This is a genomic window from Burkholderia pyrrocinia (assembly GCF_018417535.1).
Lineage (GTDB): Bacteria > Pseudomonadota > Gammaproteobacteria > Burkholderiales > Burkholderiaceae > Burkholderia > Burkholderia pyrrocinia_E.
In genome coordinates, this window is record NZ_CP070978.1 from 2,585,884 (window position 1) to 2,602,403 (window position 16,520).

The window sequence follows — 16,520 nt, forward strand, 5'->3', positions numbered from 1 at the left end:
AGCGTCGGCGCGGCCGCACGACCGCACGACCACACGACCACACGACCACACGACCACACGACCGCACGACCACACGACCGCGCTCGTCAGCGCCGCGCGAGCACGACGCCCGCCAGCGCGAGCGCGAAACCGAATAGCTTGATCGCCGCGAGGGTCTCGCCGAACAGCAGGTAGCCCTGCAGCGCGGCAAGCGGCGGCGCGAGGAACAGCAGCGACGTGGCGCGCGCCGCGTTGCCGCGCCGCAGCATCCACATCAGCATCGTGACCGCGCCGCCGGACAGGAACACGACGCCCCACACGAGCGACACCCACAGCACCGGCGCGCCGATCCAGCGTGTTTCATGCAGCAGCACGACGAAGATCGCCGCGACGAGCGCCGCGCCGAAGTTCTGCACGGCGACCGCGGTGCGCAGGTCGCTCTGCGCGAGCTTGCCCTTCTGGTACAGCGAACCGGCGGTGATCGACCCGACCGCGAGCACCGACACGGCGACCACGAACCATGCAGGCGCCGAGCCCGGCGGCGGCGCGACGCCGCCCGCGACCTTCGGCGCCAGTACGAGCGCGACGCCGGCGAGCCCGAGCGCCATCCCGAACCAGCCGCGCACGGGCAGCCGTTCGTTGAACAGCGGCACGGCGAGCACGGCGGTGGCGAGCGGCTGCAGCGCGCCGAGCAGCGCCATGACGCCCGCGTTCAGCCCTTGCGCGACGGCCCAGTAGCTCGCGCCGAGATAGACGCCCTGCAGCAGCGCGCCCGCGATCAGGTGGCGCGGCCACTCGCGGCGGGCCGGCCACGGCGCGCGCGCGACGAGCGCAACCGCGCCGAACAGCGCGGCCGTGCCCGCGAAACGCGCGAGCAGGAACAGGTTGGGATCGGCGTAGGGCTTGATTGCCCGTGCAACGATGAAGCCGGTGGACCACAGCGCGACGAACGCGGCGGCGACGATCGAGGTAAGCATGCGAGGCGGGCCGCGATGCGGCCGGACAGAACCGTAAAGTCGGCCAGTATCGGGGGAAGCGGCACCGGCGTCTTGTCGAATCCTGCACTCATGCCGCGCATCGCGTGAATGCGCCGCGCACGTTGCGTGCCGGGCATCCGGCATCCGGCATCCGGCTTCCGGCGCGGGCCGGCTAACGGCCGGTGCGAGCGGGGCGCGGACGGGAAGGGCGCCGCACCGCTCGCTGCGCGGGCGGGCGCGCAGCAGCGGAGATCAGTCGATCGAGAACGTGTCGAGCGGCTGGTTGGCGCGCGCGTCGGTCGCGAAGCGCGCGGCGAGCTGCTCGTAGAGCCGGCGGGCCTCGTCGAGCGTCAGGTCGATCCAGTACGGATCGCCGGCCGCATCGTTGAGTCGTTCGGGCGGAAACTGGATTTCGATCACGCTGCCTTTGCGATACATGGTGCGAGCCCCTTTGCTTGGTCTGTCGTTCGGCGAAGCGCAAAGTGTAGCAATCGGCGCCGCGCCGATTCGCGCGCGTCAGGCAATACAGAATTTCGCTTTCGCGAAACCGGCCGGCCGCGTTTCGCGCCGCAGTCAAATGCCGGTAAAGCGGCCGTAATACAATAGCCGGCTCACCCATTACCAGTCGCCTCGGGCGCACACGCGATGCTGGCGGAACAACGTCATCAATACATCCTGTCGGAGCTCGGACGGTCGGGCGCGTTGTCGGTCGCGGAACTCGTGCGCTCGCTCGACGTGTCGCGCGAGACCGTGCGGCGCGACCTGAACGCGCTCGCCGCGCGCGGCCTGCTCGTGATGACGCATGGCGGCGCGCTGGCCGCCGACCGCCGCGAGCCGAGCCTGTCCGAGCGCGAAGCGGCGAACGCCGAAGCGAAGCGCACGATCGGGCGGCGCGCGGCCGAATTCGTGCCCGACGACGCATCGGTGCTGATCGATTCGGGCAGCACGCCGCACGCGGTTGCGCTGGCGCTCGCCGACCGGCACCGGCTGTCGATCTACACGAACGACTGGCGCACCGCGTTCGTGCTCGCGCGGCGCAACGGCAACCGCGTGACGCTGCTCGGCGGCGAGCTGTCCGACGACGAGGACGCGACATTCGGGCTCGACACGATCCACCAGCTCGCGCAATACCACGTCGATTTCGCGTTCGTCGGCGCCGGCGGCATCACACCCGACGGCGAGTGCACCGACTACTCGCGGATCGCGGCCGAGGTGCGCAGCCGGATGATCGCGGCGGCCGGCACGGCAATGATCGTCGCCGACCATTCGAAATTCGGCCGCGTGACGCCGGTGCGGATCAACGGCGCGGCCGCCGCGCGTTATCTCGTGACCGAACGCGCGCCCGACAAGGCCGTGCGCCGCGCGTTGACCGCGCGCGGGATCGAGCTGCTCGTGTGCGACTGACGCGCGTCCGACATACAAGGTTCATCGAACCGTCATCCTGCGGGAAGAACCGCCGTCAACACTGACCCATTCATCTCGATCGGCCGCAAGGCCAGGGAGCAACGAATGACCGTCAGCGTGCGCAGCTATCTTTCCCCCACCCTGGTCCTGCTGGCCTTCGACTGGCCCGATGCGGCGACGCGTACCGATTTCCTCGGCTTCGCGATCCAGCGCACGCCGGGATTCTGGTCGGCCGACGGCAAGACGCGTGCACCGAACAGCTGGCTGCCGAACCGCCTGACGTTCGACGGCCCGGCCGCCGACACGCAGGGCGATGCGCCGACCGACCAGGCGCCGATCCAGAAATTCATGTGGTGGGACGCGCGCATCGATCCGCAGGACCGCGGCGCGTCGTTCCGCTACGACGTGTATCCGGTCGTCGGCACGCCGGCGAACCTGCAGGTGCTCGATGCGCAGGCCGGCGTGTGCAACGTCGTGCTGCCCGCGCATATCGAGGACGGTATCGGCACGTGGTTCAACCGCGCGGTGGTGAGCTCGCAGGCCTTTGCGAAGCAGGTCGCGGCGCTGGGCCTTGCGCCGAATGCGGCGCCGAGCGATGCACAGGCGCTGAAGCTGCGCACCTGGCTCGCGAACGACATGGAGCAGGTGTTCGCGGAGATGCTCGACCCCGCGTCGCGCGCGGCGTCGGCCGTCTATCACCTGACCGATACGCTGTGGGCGTTGCCCGCGTTCGAAGCGTTCGGGCGCAAGCACGGCGGCGCGTCGCTCGCGATCGTCTACGACGCGCACACGACGGCGCGCAAGGGCAAGCCCCCGCTGCCGTCGCCGAACCAGCCGGCCGTCGACGCATTGCAGGGGCTCGCGACGCTCGCGCCGCGCGACAAGACGCACATCATGCACGACAAGTTCATCGTGACCGACGCGCCGTCGAACCCGGCGCCCGCGCGCGTGTTGACCGGTTCCGCGAACTTCACGACCGAAGGGCTGACGGAGCAGGCCAATGTGCTGCATGCATTCGACTCGCCCGCGCTTGCCGCGCTGTACAACGACCGTGCGCATGCGCTGGCCGGCAATCCGTCGATCGCGGACACGGCGCGCCTGTCGCCGGGCTGGTCGGCGCCGATGACGATCGGCAGCGCGCAGGTGAGGCTGGCGTTCTCGCCCGAACCGGCGGGGCAGCGCACCGAGATCGACACGATCGTTGCCGCGATCGCGGCCGCGAAGCATTCGGTGTCGTTCTGCCTGTTCATGCCGACCGACGCGGCCTTGCGCGACGCGTGCTTCGCGGCCGGCGACCGCGGGCTGATGATGTTCGGGCTGGTGAACAAGATCAACATCGGCAGCGCGACGAAGGCCGACGCCGCGCAGCAGGCCGGCCAGCCGCTCGATGCGGCGACGCTCGCGAACCTCGAGCTGTATCACCGCAGCCGCGACAACCACGACGTGATCGATGCCGAGTACTTTTCGCCGGCGACGGTGCCGCAGGGCTTCGAGCCGGAATTGCGGCAGTTTCCGGGCGAACCGGCGCCGGCCTATCCGCCCGTCGTGATCCATCACAAGTTCATCGTGATCGATGCGGAAGGCGCGAATCCGGTCGTCTATACGGGTTCGGCGAACATGAGCCGCAATTCCGAGCAGTACAACGACGAGAACCTGCTCGAGATTCGCGACCAGCGGATCGCGGCGATCTATCTCGCGGAATTCTTGCGGCTCTACGAGCACTATCGCGCACGGGCGCTGGCGATCGATGCGAAGCAGCACGGCGCGGGCACCGGTACGCATGCGCGGCTCGCGCTCGCGCCCGATTCGAGCTGGGCGAAGAAGTATTACGTGGCGGGAAGCCCGGAAGAGAAGGCGCGGATCGCGCTGGCGTCGACCGCGCCGACGGATTGACGGGCCGACGCGCGCAGGGCACGGAGGTTTCGTGCCCGCGGCGGCTACAGCCGCCGCTTACGCGGCGACGTAGCGCAGCACGGCGTCGGCGATCGTGTCGCGATGCCGCGCGCGCAGGCGCGGCGCCGACGGATCGCGGCCGAACGCGGCGCCGAACGTGTAGCGGTTCGACACGCGGTGGAAGCAGAACGAGCTGATCAGCAGGTGCAGGTCGAACGCGTCGATGTCCTTGCGGAACGCGCCGCTTGCCGCGCCGCGCTCGACCAGTTCCTCGAGCGTCTTGATGATGCTGACGTTGCGGTTCTTGAACGACTTGAGCTGTTCGAGATACTTCGCGCCGTGGATGTTCTCGATCGATACGAGGCGGACGAAGTCGCGATGCTTGTCGTGATAGTCGAACGTGAATTCGACGAGGCGGCGCATGCCTTCTCGCGGCTCCATGTCGCCGACGTGCAGTTCTTGCTCGAGCGCGCGGATGTCGCCGTACACCTTCTCCAGCACGGCCTCGTACAGGCCTTCCTTGCTTTCGAAGTAGTAATAGAGCATGCGCTTCGTCGTGTTCGTGCGCTCGGCGATCGCGTCGACGCGCGCACCGGCGAGGCCCATCGCGGAGAATTCCTGCGTGGCGACATCGAGGATGTTGCGCTTGGTTTGCTCGGGATCGTATTTGCGCCGCGCTTCGGACGCAAGCGCGCGGGTGTCGGACGTGGCGGCCTTGCTTCCTGCTTTCATGTGACTTTGTTGTGGGTTCGCGGCGGCTTGGAAAAGGCATTCTAGCATGCGGGAAATCCCCGCCCGGCCGACCTTCCGCTCTAATCGGCAGGGCCGTTTCGGCCGCCGCGGCCCTCAGCGGCGGCAGGACGCGAGCGCGTCGCGGGCCTGGTACGCCGTGTACGTGAGCTGCGCGGCGGCGAGGCCGGCCAGCCCGAACGTGCGCGTGAGCCCGAACGCGGCGAAGCCGTCCGGCACGGGCCGGCCTTCGGCCAGCGCGGCCGCGAGCGCTTCGCCGGCCACCGTGGTCGGCGCCATCCCGTGGCCGCCGAACGCGATCGCGTGCCACACGCCGTCCGCGTCGCGGCCGATCTGCGGCATCTTGTGCCGCGCGTAGCTCATCAGGCCGCCCCACGCGTAGTCGACCTTCACGTCTTCGAGTTGCGGATACACGCGCAGCAGGTCGCGCCGCAGCAGGCGCGCGATCGCGTCGGGGCCGCGGTCGAGCACCGAGATCCGGCCGCCCCACAGGATGCGCGTGTCCTTCAGCGGGCGGTAGTAGTCGAACGCGAAGCGCGTGTCGTAGATCGCGTACGGCGCGTCGATCGCGTCCGGCAGGCGCGCGCCGAGCGGTTCGGTCGCGATCACGTAGGTCGCGATCGGCAGCACCGCGCGCTCGATGCGCGGCGACACGCCGCGCGCGTAGCCGCCACCCGCGAACACGACGTCCTTCGCGCGCACCGCGCCCTGCGCCGTGCGCACGATGTGCCCGGCGCCGTCGCGCGCGATGCCGAGCGCGGCCGAGCGTTCGTAGATGCGCGCGCCGCCGCGGGCCGCGGCCGCCGCGACGCCGAGCACGTACTTGAGCGGATGGAAATGGAATGCGTTCGGCTCGAACAGGCCGCCGTGGTAGCGATGCGTCTTCAGCCGCGCGCGCAGCGCGTCGGTCGAGACGGGTTCCCAGTCGACGCCAAATTCGTTCTTCATCAGCGTACGCACGCTGTCGAGCCTGGAAGGATCGTCGAACCAGTTCGCGAGCATCACGCCCTGGTCGACGATGTCGCAGTCGATCCCGTAGCGCGCGATCCGCGCGCGGATCAGGTCGACCGCATCGACGGTGAGCCGGTACAGCCGGCGCCCTTCGTCGCGGCCGAGCGTGCGCAGCAGGTCCGCGTTGTCGAGGCTGTAGCCGCCGAATACGAAGCCGCCGTTGCGGCCCGATGCGCCGAAGCCGACCCGTTCGCCGTCGAGCACGACGACATCGTGCACGCCGCGCTCGACGAGGCCGAGCGCCGTGCACAGGCCGGCGAGGCCGCCGCCGATGACGCAGACCTGCGTGTCGATCGTGCCGGTCAGTTGCGGGTAGGGCTGGCGGGTAACGGTGGCTTCGTAGAAGTTCTGCATGCGATTTCGTTGACTCGTAACGGCGGAAAAACGGACGGCGCGCGTCGATCTTGCCTGAACGCGCTCGCCGCGTCGAATGGGGGCGTAGGGCGCAGGGCTCCGGCTGCCGCGCTCTCACGGCGGCCGGCGCGATGCGTGCCGTCAGGCGCCCGGCGTCGGGTTGGCCGGGCGGGCGACGTAGCCCGCGTAGCCGGTGTCGGCTTGCGGTACCGTTTCGGGCGTCGCGTTGCGTTCGATCCACGGCGCGATCTCCATGTCCTCGTAGCGTACCAGGCGGCATTTGCGCACGAGCGCGTAGCCGAGCCAGATCGCGAGGAAGAACGGCAGGCCGATGTAGGTCGCGGCGATGCCGACCCAGTCGACCTTGTCGGCGAAGAACGCCTGGTAGTCCTGACCGAGCGCGACGACCGCGCACAGCGCGAACGCGAACAGCGGGCCGAACGGGAACCACTTCGACCGGTACGGCAACTGGTCGAGCCGGTAGCCCTGCTTCAGGAAGCCCTTGCGGAAGCGGTAGTGGCTGACCGCGATGCCGAGCCACGTGATGAAGCCGGCCATGCCCGACGTGTTCAGCAGCCACAGGTAGACCGTCTTGTCGCCGTACAGCGACGTGAGGAAGCACAGCGCGCCGACGGCCGTCGTCGCATACAGCGCGTTGCGCGGCACGCCGCCCGGCGACAGCTTCGCGAACAGCCGCGGCGCGCGGCCTTCGACCGCGAGGTTGTAGAGCATCCGTGTCGACGCATACATGCCCGAGTTGCCGGCCGACAGCACGGCCGTCAGGATCACCGCGTTCATCACGCCGGCCGCGAACGCGAGGCCTGCGTGGCGGAACACGAGCGTGAACGGGCTCACGCCGATGTCGGTCACGTCGCTCTTCAGCAGGCTCGGGTCGGTATACGGAATCAGCACGCCGATCACGAAGATCGCGAACACATAGAACAGCAGGATGCGCCAGAAGATCTGCTTCACCGCGCGCGGGATCGTCGTGCGCGGGTTTTCCGATTCGCCCGCCGCGACGCCGATCATTTCGGTGCCCTGGAACGAGAAGCCCGCGATCATCGCGACGCCGAGCATCGTCGCCCAGCCGCCGGCGAACGGCGCGTCGCCGATCGTGAAGTTGCCCCAGCCCGCGCTCGGGCCGCCCTGCATGATCCCGAAGATCATCAGCAGGCCGACGCCGACGAACGCGAGCACCGTCAGCACCTTGATCAGCGCGAACCAGTATTCGGCCTCGCCGAAGCCGCGCACCGACAGCGCGTTGAGCGCGAAGATCAGCGTGAGGAACAGCGCGCTCCACCAGACGCCCGGCACATGCGGAAACCAGTAGTTCATCACGAGCTGCGCGGCGACGAGCTCCACCGCCAGCGTCACGGCCCAGCTGTACCAGTAGTTCCAGCCGAGCGCGAAGCCGAAGCCTTCGTCGACGAACTTCGCGCCGTAGGTCGCGAACGAGCCCGACACGGGCATGAACGCGGCCATTTCGCCGAGGCTCGTCATCAGGAAATAGACCATCAGGCCGATCACCATGTACGCGAGCATCGCGCCGCCGGGGCCGGCCTGCGAGATCGACGCGCCGGACGCGACGAACAGGCCCGTGCCGATCGATCCGCCGATCGCGATCATCCGCAGATGGCGGGCCTGCAGCGCGCGGTGGAGGGACGGCTTCGCGGGCGGCGAGCCGGACGGGCGGGGCGAATCGGGGCGGGCATCTGAATGCATGGCGGGCGCTGGGTGCTGTCTCCGGGATTGTTTTTCGGCGACGAAGCGCGACGCGTTGCCGGCCGCGGGCCGGGCAGCGGTGATGCGTTGCGGAAACGGGCCGGATGAACCGGGCCCGATGCGTGTCGCCTTCGTCTGTCGTCCGGCTGCCGTAGTGGCGGCCGGCGGCGCGCCGGGTGCGTTGCACCTCGACGTCGCACCGATTGTGTGTGCCCGGCGCACGGGCGGCAAACGATATTTCCGAACAGGGTGATGCGGCTTTGTCATCAACTTGCGTCATGTCGAGACCTGTCCGGCGGCCCGGCCGGGGGCTTTGGAAACGTCCGATATCGGCACAAAAAAGCATCGGTCTGGCCCGCCGAGGTGTTGCGTTTTGGGAATGAAGTCGTGAGTTAATATCAATAGCGGCCCGACTTGTGGCCGCCGACAATGTGTTTCATGGATCGTGCCTCGCGACGCGAGGGCGTGCCGTCCGGCCGGGCTTCCGGCGGCGGCGCAGCGCGATGCGCCGTGCGGCGCACCGGGCCCGCCGCGTTGCGCATCCGCTTGCACAGGGCGCGCGAACGCGCTCCAATCGAATCACGCGGGCGGCGCTGCCGCCGCACCGATCAATCTGTCCCTGAAGAGGAAGTGATGCAATTCAACGACATTCTTGCCGCGCTCGATATCGATCTCGCCCAGTGGAAAGGCAATGCGCTGACCGCGCGTTCGCCGCTCGACGGCGCGACGCTCGCGACGCTGGCTGTCGACACGCCCGCCGACGCCGAGCGCAAGATCGACGCCGCGCACGACGCATTCCTCAAGTGGCGCACGGTGCCGGCGCCGGTGCGCGGCGAACTCGTGCGCGTGTTCGGCAACGTGCTGCGCGAACACAAGGCCGCGCTTGGCCACCTCGTCACGCTCGAGGCCGGCAAGATCACGTCGGAAGGCCTCGGCGAAGTGCAGGAAATGATCGACATCTGCGATTTCGCGGTCGGCCTGTCGCGCCAGCTTTACGGCCTCACGATCGCGTCCGAGCGCCCGGGCCACCGGATGATGGAAACGTGGCACCCGATCGGCGTGTGCGGCGTGATTTCGGCGTTCAACTTCCCGGTCGCGGTGTGGGCGTGGAATGCGGCGCTCGCGTTCGTGTGCGGCGACCCGGTCGTGTGGAAGCCGTCGGAAAAGACGCCGCTCACCGCGATTGCCTGCCACGTGCTGCTCGAGAAGGCGCTGCGCGAGTTCGAGAAGACGCATCCGGGCGTCGCGCCGGAAGGGCTGAGCCAACTGGTGCTCGGCATGCGCGATGTCGGCGAGGTGCTGACGGCGTCGAAGAAGGTGCCGGTCGTCAGCGCGACGGGCAGCGTGCGGATGGGTACCGAAGTCGCGAAGGTGCTGAGCCAGCGTCTCGCGCGCGGCATCCTCGAACTCGGCGGCAACAACGGGATGATCGTCGCGCCGAGCGCCGATCTCGACCTCGTCGTGCGCGCGGTCACGTTCGCGGCGGTCGGCACGGCCGGCCAGCGCTGCACGACGCTGCGCCGCCTGATCGTGCATCGCAGCATCGTCGAGCAACTGCTGCCGCGCCTCGAGAAGGCCTACGCGTCGGTGAAGGTCGGCAGCCCGCTCGAAGCCGGCACGCTGGTCGGCCCGCTGGTCGATCGCGCGTCGTTCGACGCGATGCAGAAGGCGCTGGCCGATGCACGCGAGCAGGGCGGCGAAGTGAAGGGCGGCGAGCGCATCGACATCGGTCACGCGGATGCGTACTACGTGCGTCCGGCGATCGTGCGGATGCCGAAGCAATCTGCGGTGGTCGAGCGCGAGACGTTCGCGCCGATCCTGTACGTGATGGTCTACGACAACTTCGAAGACGCGATCGACGTGCACAACGCGGTGCCGCAAGGGCTGTCGTCGGCGATCTTCACGAACGACATGCGCGAGGCCGAGCAGTTCATGTCGTCGGCGGGCAGCGATTGCGGGATCGTCAACGTGAACATCGGCACGAGCGGCGCGGAGATCGGCGGCGCGTTCGGTGGCGAGAAGGAAACGGGCGGCGGGCGCGAGTCGGGTTCGGATGCGTGGAAGGCTTATATGCGTCGCGCGACGAATACCATCAACTACAGCCGGCAACTGCCGCTGGCGCAGGGCGTGAAGTTCGACGTTTGATGCGGGGCGCCTGAAAGGGCGCGGCGCATGAATCGAAAGGGCCGGTTGCCGCGATGCGGCAACCGGCCCTTTGTTCGTCTGTGCAACGGCGGGATCGCGTGCGCCGTGTTACGCGTCGCCCACCGCGGGCATGTTCTGCACCATCAGCATCTGCGGGCTCGACAATGTGATCCCCGCCGCGCGCAACTGCTTCAGGATCTCGAACAGCAGATCGCTCTTCGTCGAACTCGCGATCCGCGGGCTCGCCACGTAGCCCGTCACGCTCAGCGTGATCCCGTCCGGCGTGAGCTGGCTGAACGTTACCGACGGCGCCGGTTTCTCGAGAATCGCCTCATGCGTGCGGTACGCATCGAGCAGCAGGTCGCGCACCTGCTCGGGATCGGTGTTCAGCGGGAACGTCAGCACCAGCGTCGCGACGCCCTGCGTGCTGTTGCCCATCGTCACGTTGCGCAGGTTCTGCGAGATCAGCTGCGAGTTCGGCACGATCACGGTCGAGCGGTCGCTGAGCTGGATCTCGGTCGCGCGCACGTTGATGCGGCGGATGTCGCCTTCGACGCCCGCGATACTGATCATGTCGCCCACCTTCACCGGACGCTCGGTCAGCAGGATCAGCCCCGACACGAAGTTCTTCACGATCTCCTGCAGGCCGAAGCCGATACCCACCGACAACGCACTGACGATCCACGCGAGGTTGTTCCACCTGACGCCGAGCAGCCCGAGCGTCATCAGCACGAGCAGCACGTAGCCGACGTTGGTGAACAGCGTGATCAGCGACACGCGCATCCCTGTATCCATGCCGAGCGCGGGCATGAACTCGCTGTCGAGCCAGCGGCGCAGCGAACGCAGCAGGTAGAAGCCGAGCGCGAACCCGATTACGGCGTTCATGATCCGGTCGGGCATGATGTTCAGGCTCTGCAGCCGCTGGCTGCCGATCATCGCGACCGCGCTGTCGAGCAGGTCGCCCGGCGTCGTGCCGAAGCCGCCCGTCAGCAGCGCGATGGCCGCGATCAGCATCAGCAGGCTCGTGCCGAAACCGGACAGGACCGTGCGGGCCTGGTCGAGGTGCCGGTCTTCGAGCGCGAACAGGTGCTTGATCTGCTGGCCCGTCGACAGGCCCGCGGAGAACAGGCTTTCGCTCGCGTCGCGCGTCAACTGGATCAGGATATAGGTGGCGCACAGCACGATCTCGAACCACACGAGCTCGTAGGTGATGAAGCGCGCGACCGTGATGTAGCCGATCAGGAGTGCGACCAGCGACACGACGATCGCCAGCGTGACGCCGGCATGGATCACCCCGGCGAGCGTCGAGCGCTGCTCGGGCGCTTCGCCGGCCGCCGCAAGCGCGCTGCGCGCGCGGTTCGAGCGCAGCAGCGACGCGCCGACCGTCAGCGCGACGACGAGCGATACGATGCCGCGGCCGAACAGCGTGACCGACAGGCTGGTGTCGACGATCCGGTTGATCGATTCGAGCGTGCCGGACATCAGCAGCAGCGCGGCCAGGATGCCGGGGAACGGCCTCATCGCAAGCGCGACGGGATCGGCCAGTGCCGGCAGGCGCCACGACGGATGCTTCGTGCAGAGCAGCGCGCGGCCGAGCCCGGCAATCAGCGCGCAGGTCGTGGCGAGCTTCGCGAACTGGTCCCACAGATCGGTCAGCGACGGCGTGAGTTCGTAATGGCGTGCCACCGCGAGATAGAGGATCTGCGCGGCGATGGCGGTCGTGATCAGCGTCGAGAGCACCGTCGACAGCGCCAGCGCGCTGCGGCGCAGGCGCGTGGGCGGCAGGCGGTTCAGGCAGACCCACGCGAGCCCGCGCTCGACGAGCCGGCGGCCGCCGACCCACACCGCGAACGCGACAATCAGCAGCAGCGCAGTGATTGCCCGTTGTCCGGGCACCCACGACGAGTGCAGCATGTCGCGCAGTTCGTCGTTGAAATCCTCGAGCCGCTGGATGTCGTCCGGCGAACGCTGGAACAGCGGCAGCCAGAATTGCGCGCTGAAGATGCCGCCCGAACGGAACGCGAGCTGGTTCTTCAGCTGGCTGCGATGCAGCTTCGCGAACTGTTCGGTCAGGTTCGCGAGGTTGGTCTTCTGGTCCGCGGCCTGTTTCAGCGCGGCGTCAAGTTGCGTCTTGCGCGCGTCCAGCGTCGCGCGCTGCTTCACGACGGCCGGCGTTTCCGGCGCGGCGCCTTCGGCCGGCGCAGGGCCGAGCACGTCGAGTTGCGCCTGGACCTGCGCGCGCTGCGGCACGAGCTCGCTCTGCAGCTTCGCGACATCGGTGCTCAGCTCCTGCGTCGCATCGCCGAGCGCGTCCAGCTCCTTGCTGTTGGACGCGGTCGAAGTCTGTTGCTTGATGTGGTCCTGGTCGACCTGCATCCGCTTGAGCTGCGCGACGGCGTCGTTCAGCGAGATGGCCGGCACGGATGCGTCGGTGCCGCTCGCGCCAGGGGCGGAAGCGGCCGCCGGAAACGCCGACGCGGTCGCGATCGCCGCGCACTGCAGCAATGCGATCAGCGCGATCCGGCGGGCGTACGTGGATAGTCGTTGGTTGAACATGGAATGCTTACGATTTGCCGACAATACCGGTTGCCGAAAGGCGCCCGGAAGCCGGTAGTTGGCCCGGTAAGCATGTTACCGGGGCACGGAACGCGTGGTTGTACCGATTGCGTACCCCGTTTGCGGCGATTCCGGCGCTGCGGGCCGGCGCGAAACGGCGCGCCAGCCCCATACCGTCGGGCCGGCGCCGCCGGGATGCGGCGCGGGCGGCGCCGGATCGCCGTTCCGACACGATTCCCGTACCCGATAGACGGTTACGCAAGTTACACATTATCCGGCGCGAAATTGGGGTGTCCGAATCGGTTCGGGGCGCGCGACGCGGCCGGGCCGCTGGCGCGCACGTGCGCCGGACGGGCGTGCCGGTACAATGCAGCGATTCGCCCGACGGCGGCTCGACGGTCGCCGGACAACAACACACAACACGACACGATCAGGAGACGCGCCCAAGATGGCCTCAACGGACAGCCTTTCGCAGGCATCTTCCCAATCCCCATCCATCGACCCCGGCTCCATCTCGGCCCGCCTCGACCGCCTGCCGCCCACTCGCAGCGTCTGGAAACTCGTCGTACTGCTGAGCCTCGGCTTCTTCTTCGAACTCTACGACCTGCTCTACAGCGGCTACGTCGCGCCCGGCCTCGTGAAAAGCGGCATCCTTTCCGCGACGACACACGGGCTGTTCGGCACCACGGGCGTCGCGAGCTTCATCGCCGCGCTGTTCTCCGGGCTGTTCATCGGCACGATCGCATGCGGCTTTCTCGCCGACCGCTTCGGCCGCCGCGCGATCTTCACGTGGTCGCTGCTGTGGTACACGGCCGCCAACGTCGTGATGGCGTTCCAGGACACCGCGGCCGGGTTGAACTTCTGGCGCTTCGTCGTCGGTCTCGGCCTCGGCGTCGAGATGGTGACGATCGGTACGTACATCTCCGAACTCGTGCCGAAGCAGATCCGCGGCCGCGCATTCGCGTGCGAACAGGCGGTGGGGTTCGTCGCGGTGCCGGTGGTCGCGTTCCTCGCGTACCTGTTCGTGCCGCACGCGCCGCTCGGCCTCGACGGCTGGCGCTGGGTCGTGCTGATCGGCGCGCATGGCGCGTTGTTCGTGTGGTGGATTCGCCGCGCACTGCCGGAAAGCCCGCGCTGGCTCGCGCAGCAGGGCCGGGTCGACGAAGCGGACCGCATCATGCGCGCGCTCGAAGCGAAGGTCGAAGCCGAATACGGGCGGCCGCTGCCGCCGCCCGCGCCGGCCGAACCCGTGCCGCCGCGCGGCAGCTTCCGCGACATGTGGGTGCCGCCGTATCGCAGCCGCACGATCATGATGACGATTTTCAACGTGTTCCAGACGGTCGGCTTCTACGGCTTCGCGAACTGGGTGCCGACGCTGCTGATCAAGCAGGGCATCACGATCACATCGAGCCTGATGTATTCGAGCGTGATCGCGCTCGCGGCGCCGATCGGCCCGCTGATCGGCCTCGTGATCGCCGACCGCTTCGAGCGCAAGTCGGTGATCGTCGCGATGGCGGCGGCGATCGTCGTGTGCGGGCTGTTGTTCAGCCAGACGACGGTGGGCGCATTCCTGATCGTGCTCGGCATCGGCCTCACGCTCGCGAGCAACATCATGTCCTACAGCTTCCACGCGTACCAGGCCGAACTGTTCCCGACGTCGATCCGCGCGCGGGCCGTCGGCTTCGTCTATTCGTGGAGCCGCTTCTCGGCGATCTTCTCGTCGTTCGTGATCGCGGCCGTGCTGAAGGGCTTCGGCACCTTCGGCGTGTTCGCGTTCATCGCGGGCGCGATGGCGATCGTGATGGCCGCGATCGGGCTCATGGGGCCGCGCACGAAGGGCATCGCGCTCGAAACGATTTCGAAGTAGTCGGTGATTGCGCACGCGTGTCGCATGGATTGTGCGGCATGCGTGCGATGCGGTTTCGATTGGGAAGTCGCATCGCCAAAATGATTTGGCATGCGAATTTGTTTGGCGAGAACATCGTGCGGGTGGAACGCACAAGCCTCCCGCGCACACGCGCTGAAACGCCGATCGTACAAGGTTGCCACGCAACGAAGCAGCAACGAGTTGAAACATTGCGTGACGAAGCGCAAACCCGCCGCAAACCCGCGACTTTCGCCGCTGCAGACGCTGGCGCGGACGCGTAAAATGAAGGGCCTGACGACTCATTAGCCGCCATCGGACCGCACGCGTTGCAACAGCGAACGGCTCCGCCGCGAAGAGGCGTCGGCGCCGGGCGCACACGATGCGCCGGACGTGTCGATGGCTCGCGCGGAAGATGCGCCGCTCGCAACTGCAGCATGCGGCGGCCGGATCGGCCGACGGCTTCGAACGTATGATGCTTTCCAGCCTGACGCGGCGATTTGCGAAGCCGCGTTGCCTTACCCGCGCAGTCGCCACGTATGTGTGGTTCGCTGTCGCGCTGCCGATTGCCGTTCTTGCCGCGCGGCCTGCCAGTGCCGCGTCCGACGTCCCGTCGTCCGCTGCTGCGTCATCCTCATCAGTAGTGTCGCCCGCGTCGGCGGCTTCCCATGCGCATCCGGCCTCGCCCGCGCACGCGTCGTCGGGCGCATCGGCCGCGCAGCCCGCGCCCGCGGCATCGCACGTGCATCGTGCGGAGCCTGCCAGCACGGCATCGGGCGCGTCGGCGGCTCCTGCCGTGTCCGCCGCAGCGCCTGCGTCGGCGGCTTCTGGCGCGTCCGCCGCATCACCTGCGTCGGCCGCGTCCGCCGTACCGGCCAGCGAGGCCGAGCTGCCCGCGCCGACCCCGCCGCGCCGGCATCCGACGCTGTCGGCCGACGACGCGAAAAGCGCGACGGTGCGCGCGGTCGACATGCGCAAGCGCTTTGCGCAGGAAGTCTCGCGGCGCCTGAACGTGCCGGCGGGCGAGCAGCGCGCATACGGCTCTCGGCTCCAGAAGGCGCTCGCCGACGCGGACCTCGGCGACCTGGCCGGCGAATACGTCGCGCTGGTCGACCGCGCGCCGAACGTGCAGGTGCTTTTCATCTACTTCCGCGCGACGCCGGCCAATGCGTGGCTGATGATCGGCGCATCGCCGGTCGGCACCGGGCTGCCGGGCAAGTACGATCATTTCCTGACGCCGCTCGGCGTGTTCCATCACTCGCCGGACAACATGGATTTCCGCGCGGAGGGCACGACGAACGGGAACGGTATTCGCGGCTACGGCCGCCGCGACATGCGCATCTACGACTTCGGATGGGTGGACGGCGAGCGCGGCTGGGGCAAGGGCGGCGTGTCGCCGATGCGCTTCCAGATGCATGCGACCGACCCCGACCGCCTCGAATCGCTGCTCGGCATCCGGCACTCGAAGGGATGCGTGCGGATTCCCGCGTCGCTGAATACGTTCTTCGACCGGCACGGCCTGCTCGACGACGACTACCAGGCGCGCGTCGAGGCCGGCAAGTCGCTGTGGGTGCTGCGCCGCGATCGCGACATCACGCCGATCGCGGGCCGCTACCTGGTCGTGATCGACAGTGCACGCAAGACCCGCCCGGCGTGGTCGCCGTTGCCGGGGCGCAAGGCGTGGTCGAAGCTGCCGAAGGGCGGCGACACGGCGGACTGACGGCCGCTCCGGCGGGCGCGGGAGGCGTGAGGATGAGAATAAATCCGTTTTATTGATACATAAGAAAAGCAAACTTTTATTATCCGATCCGGGTTCGTATAGTCGAGGCCAGTTTCGCGGAACCCTGCCGCGCCTGGACCACCAC

Annotated in this window: 11 protein-coding genes; 5 read left to right on the forward strand and 6 right to left on the reverse strand. The window is 68.3% G+C overall.

The features are described 5' to 3' along the window. Positions 1–86 precede the first annotated feature (86 nt). The gene (locus JYG32_RS29820; RefSeq protein ID WP_213265987.1) at positions 87–956 is read right to left on the reverse strand and encodes a DMT family transporter; all 870 of its coding nucleotides are present in this window, start codon (positions 954–956) and stop codon (positions 87–89) included. A 252-nt stretch (positions 957–1,208) separates the two neighbouring features. Then, a complete protein-coding gene (locus tag JYG32_RS29825; protein ID WP_006480515.1) occupies positions 1,209–1,394 on the reverse strand; it encodes a hypothetical protein in 186 nt (61 codons plus the stop codon). A 207-nt stretch (positions 1,395–1,601) separates the two neighbouring features. On the opposite strand from JYG32_RS29825, the gene JYG32_RS29830 reads away from it, so the two are divergent. Together JYG32_RS29830 and JYG32_RS29835 are read left to right on the forward strand one after the other, a co-directional pair. Beyond that, on the forward strand, positions 1,602–2,360 hold the full coding sequence (locus JYG32_RS29830) for a DeoR/GlpR family DNA-binding transcription regulator (protein ID WP_174382734.1): 759 nt from the start codon (positions 1,602–1,604) through the stop codon (positions 2,358–2,360). 105 nt (positions 2,361–2,465) lie between these two features. Further along, positions 2,466–4,253 (forward strand): phospholipase D-like domain-containing protein, encoded by a 1,788-nt coding sequence (locus tag JYG32_RS29835; protein ID WP_174382735.1) that lies wholly within the window; start codon positions 2,466–2,468, stop codon positions 4,251–4,253. Between the two features lie 57 nt (positions 4,254–4,310). Here the strand turns inward: JYG32_RS29835 and JYG32_RS29840 are convergent, their stop codons facing one another. The 3 genes from JYG32_RS29840 to JYG32_RS29850 form a co-directional block, all read right to left on the reverse strand. Further along, positions 4,311–4,985, reverse strand: coding sequence for a TetR family transcriptional regulator (locus tag JYG32_RS29840; RefSeq protein ID WP_059238928.1), 675 nt, complete (start codon positions 4,983–4,985; stop codon positions 4,311–4,313). Positions 4,986–5,099: 114 nt separating this feature from the next. Beyond that, on the reverse strand, positions 5,100–6,368 hold the full coding sequence (locus JYG32_RS29845) for an NAD(P)/FAD-dependent oxidoreductase (RefSeq protein ID WP_213265988.1): 1,269 nt from the start codon (positions 6,366–6,368) through the stop codon (positions 5,100–5,102). A 141-nt stretch (positions 6,369–6,509) separates the two neighbouring features. Beyond that, positions 6,510–8,090 carry an amino acid permease gene (locus JYG32_RS29850; RefSeq protein WP_213265989.1) on the reverse strand — a complete coding sequence of 527 codons (1,581 nt, stop codon included), beginning with the start codon at positions 8,088–8,090 and terminating at the stop codon, positions 6,510–6,512. A 633-nt stretch (positions 8,091–8,723) separates the two neighbouring features. Here JYG32_RS29850 and amaB point away from each other — a divergent pair. Beyond that, positions 8,724–10,235: an L-piperidine-6-carboxylate dehydrogenase gene (amaB, locus tag JYG32_RS29855; protein WP_174382738.1), complete on the forward strand. Its 1,512-nt coding sequence runs from the start codon at positions 8,724–8,726 to the stop codon at positions 10,233–10,235. A 108-nt stretch (positions 10,236–10,343) separates the two neighbouring features. Here amaB and JYG32_RS29860 read toward each other — a convergent pair whose 3' ends face one another. Continuing rightward, positions 10,344–12,791 carry a DUF3772 domain-containing protein gene (locus JYG32_RS29860; protein ID WP_174382739.1) on the reverse strand — a complete coding sequence of 816 codons (2,448 nt, stop codon included), beginning with the start codon at positions 12,789–12,791 and terminating at the stop codon, positions 10,344–10,346. A gap of 448 nt (positions 12,792–13,239) precedes the next feature. On the opposite strand from JYG32_RS29860, the gene JYG32_RS29865 reads away from it, so the two are divergent. Beyond that, positions 13,240–14,658, forward strand: coding sequence for an MFS transporter (locus tag JYG32_RS29865; RefSeq protein ID WP_213265990.1), 1,419 nt, complete (start codon positions 13,240–13,242; stop codon positions 14,656–14,658). A gap of 379 nt (positions 14,659–15,037) precedes the next feature. After that, a complete protein-coding gene (locus JYG32_RS29870; protein ID WP_213265991.1) occupies positions 15,038–16,375 on the forward strand; it encodes a hypothetical protein in 1,338 nt (445 codons plus the stop codon). Positions 16,376–16,520 lie beyond the last annotated feature (145 nt).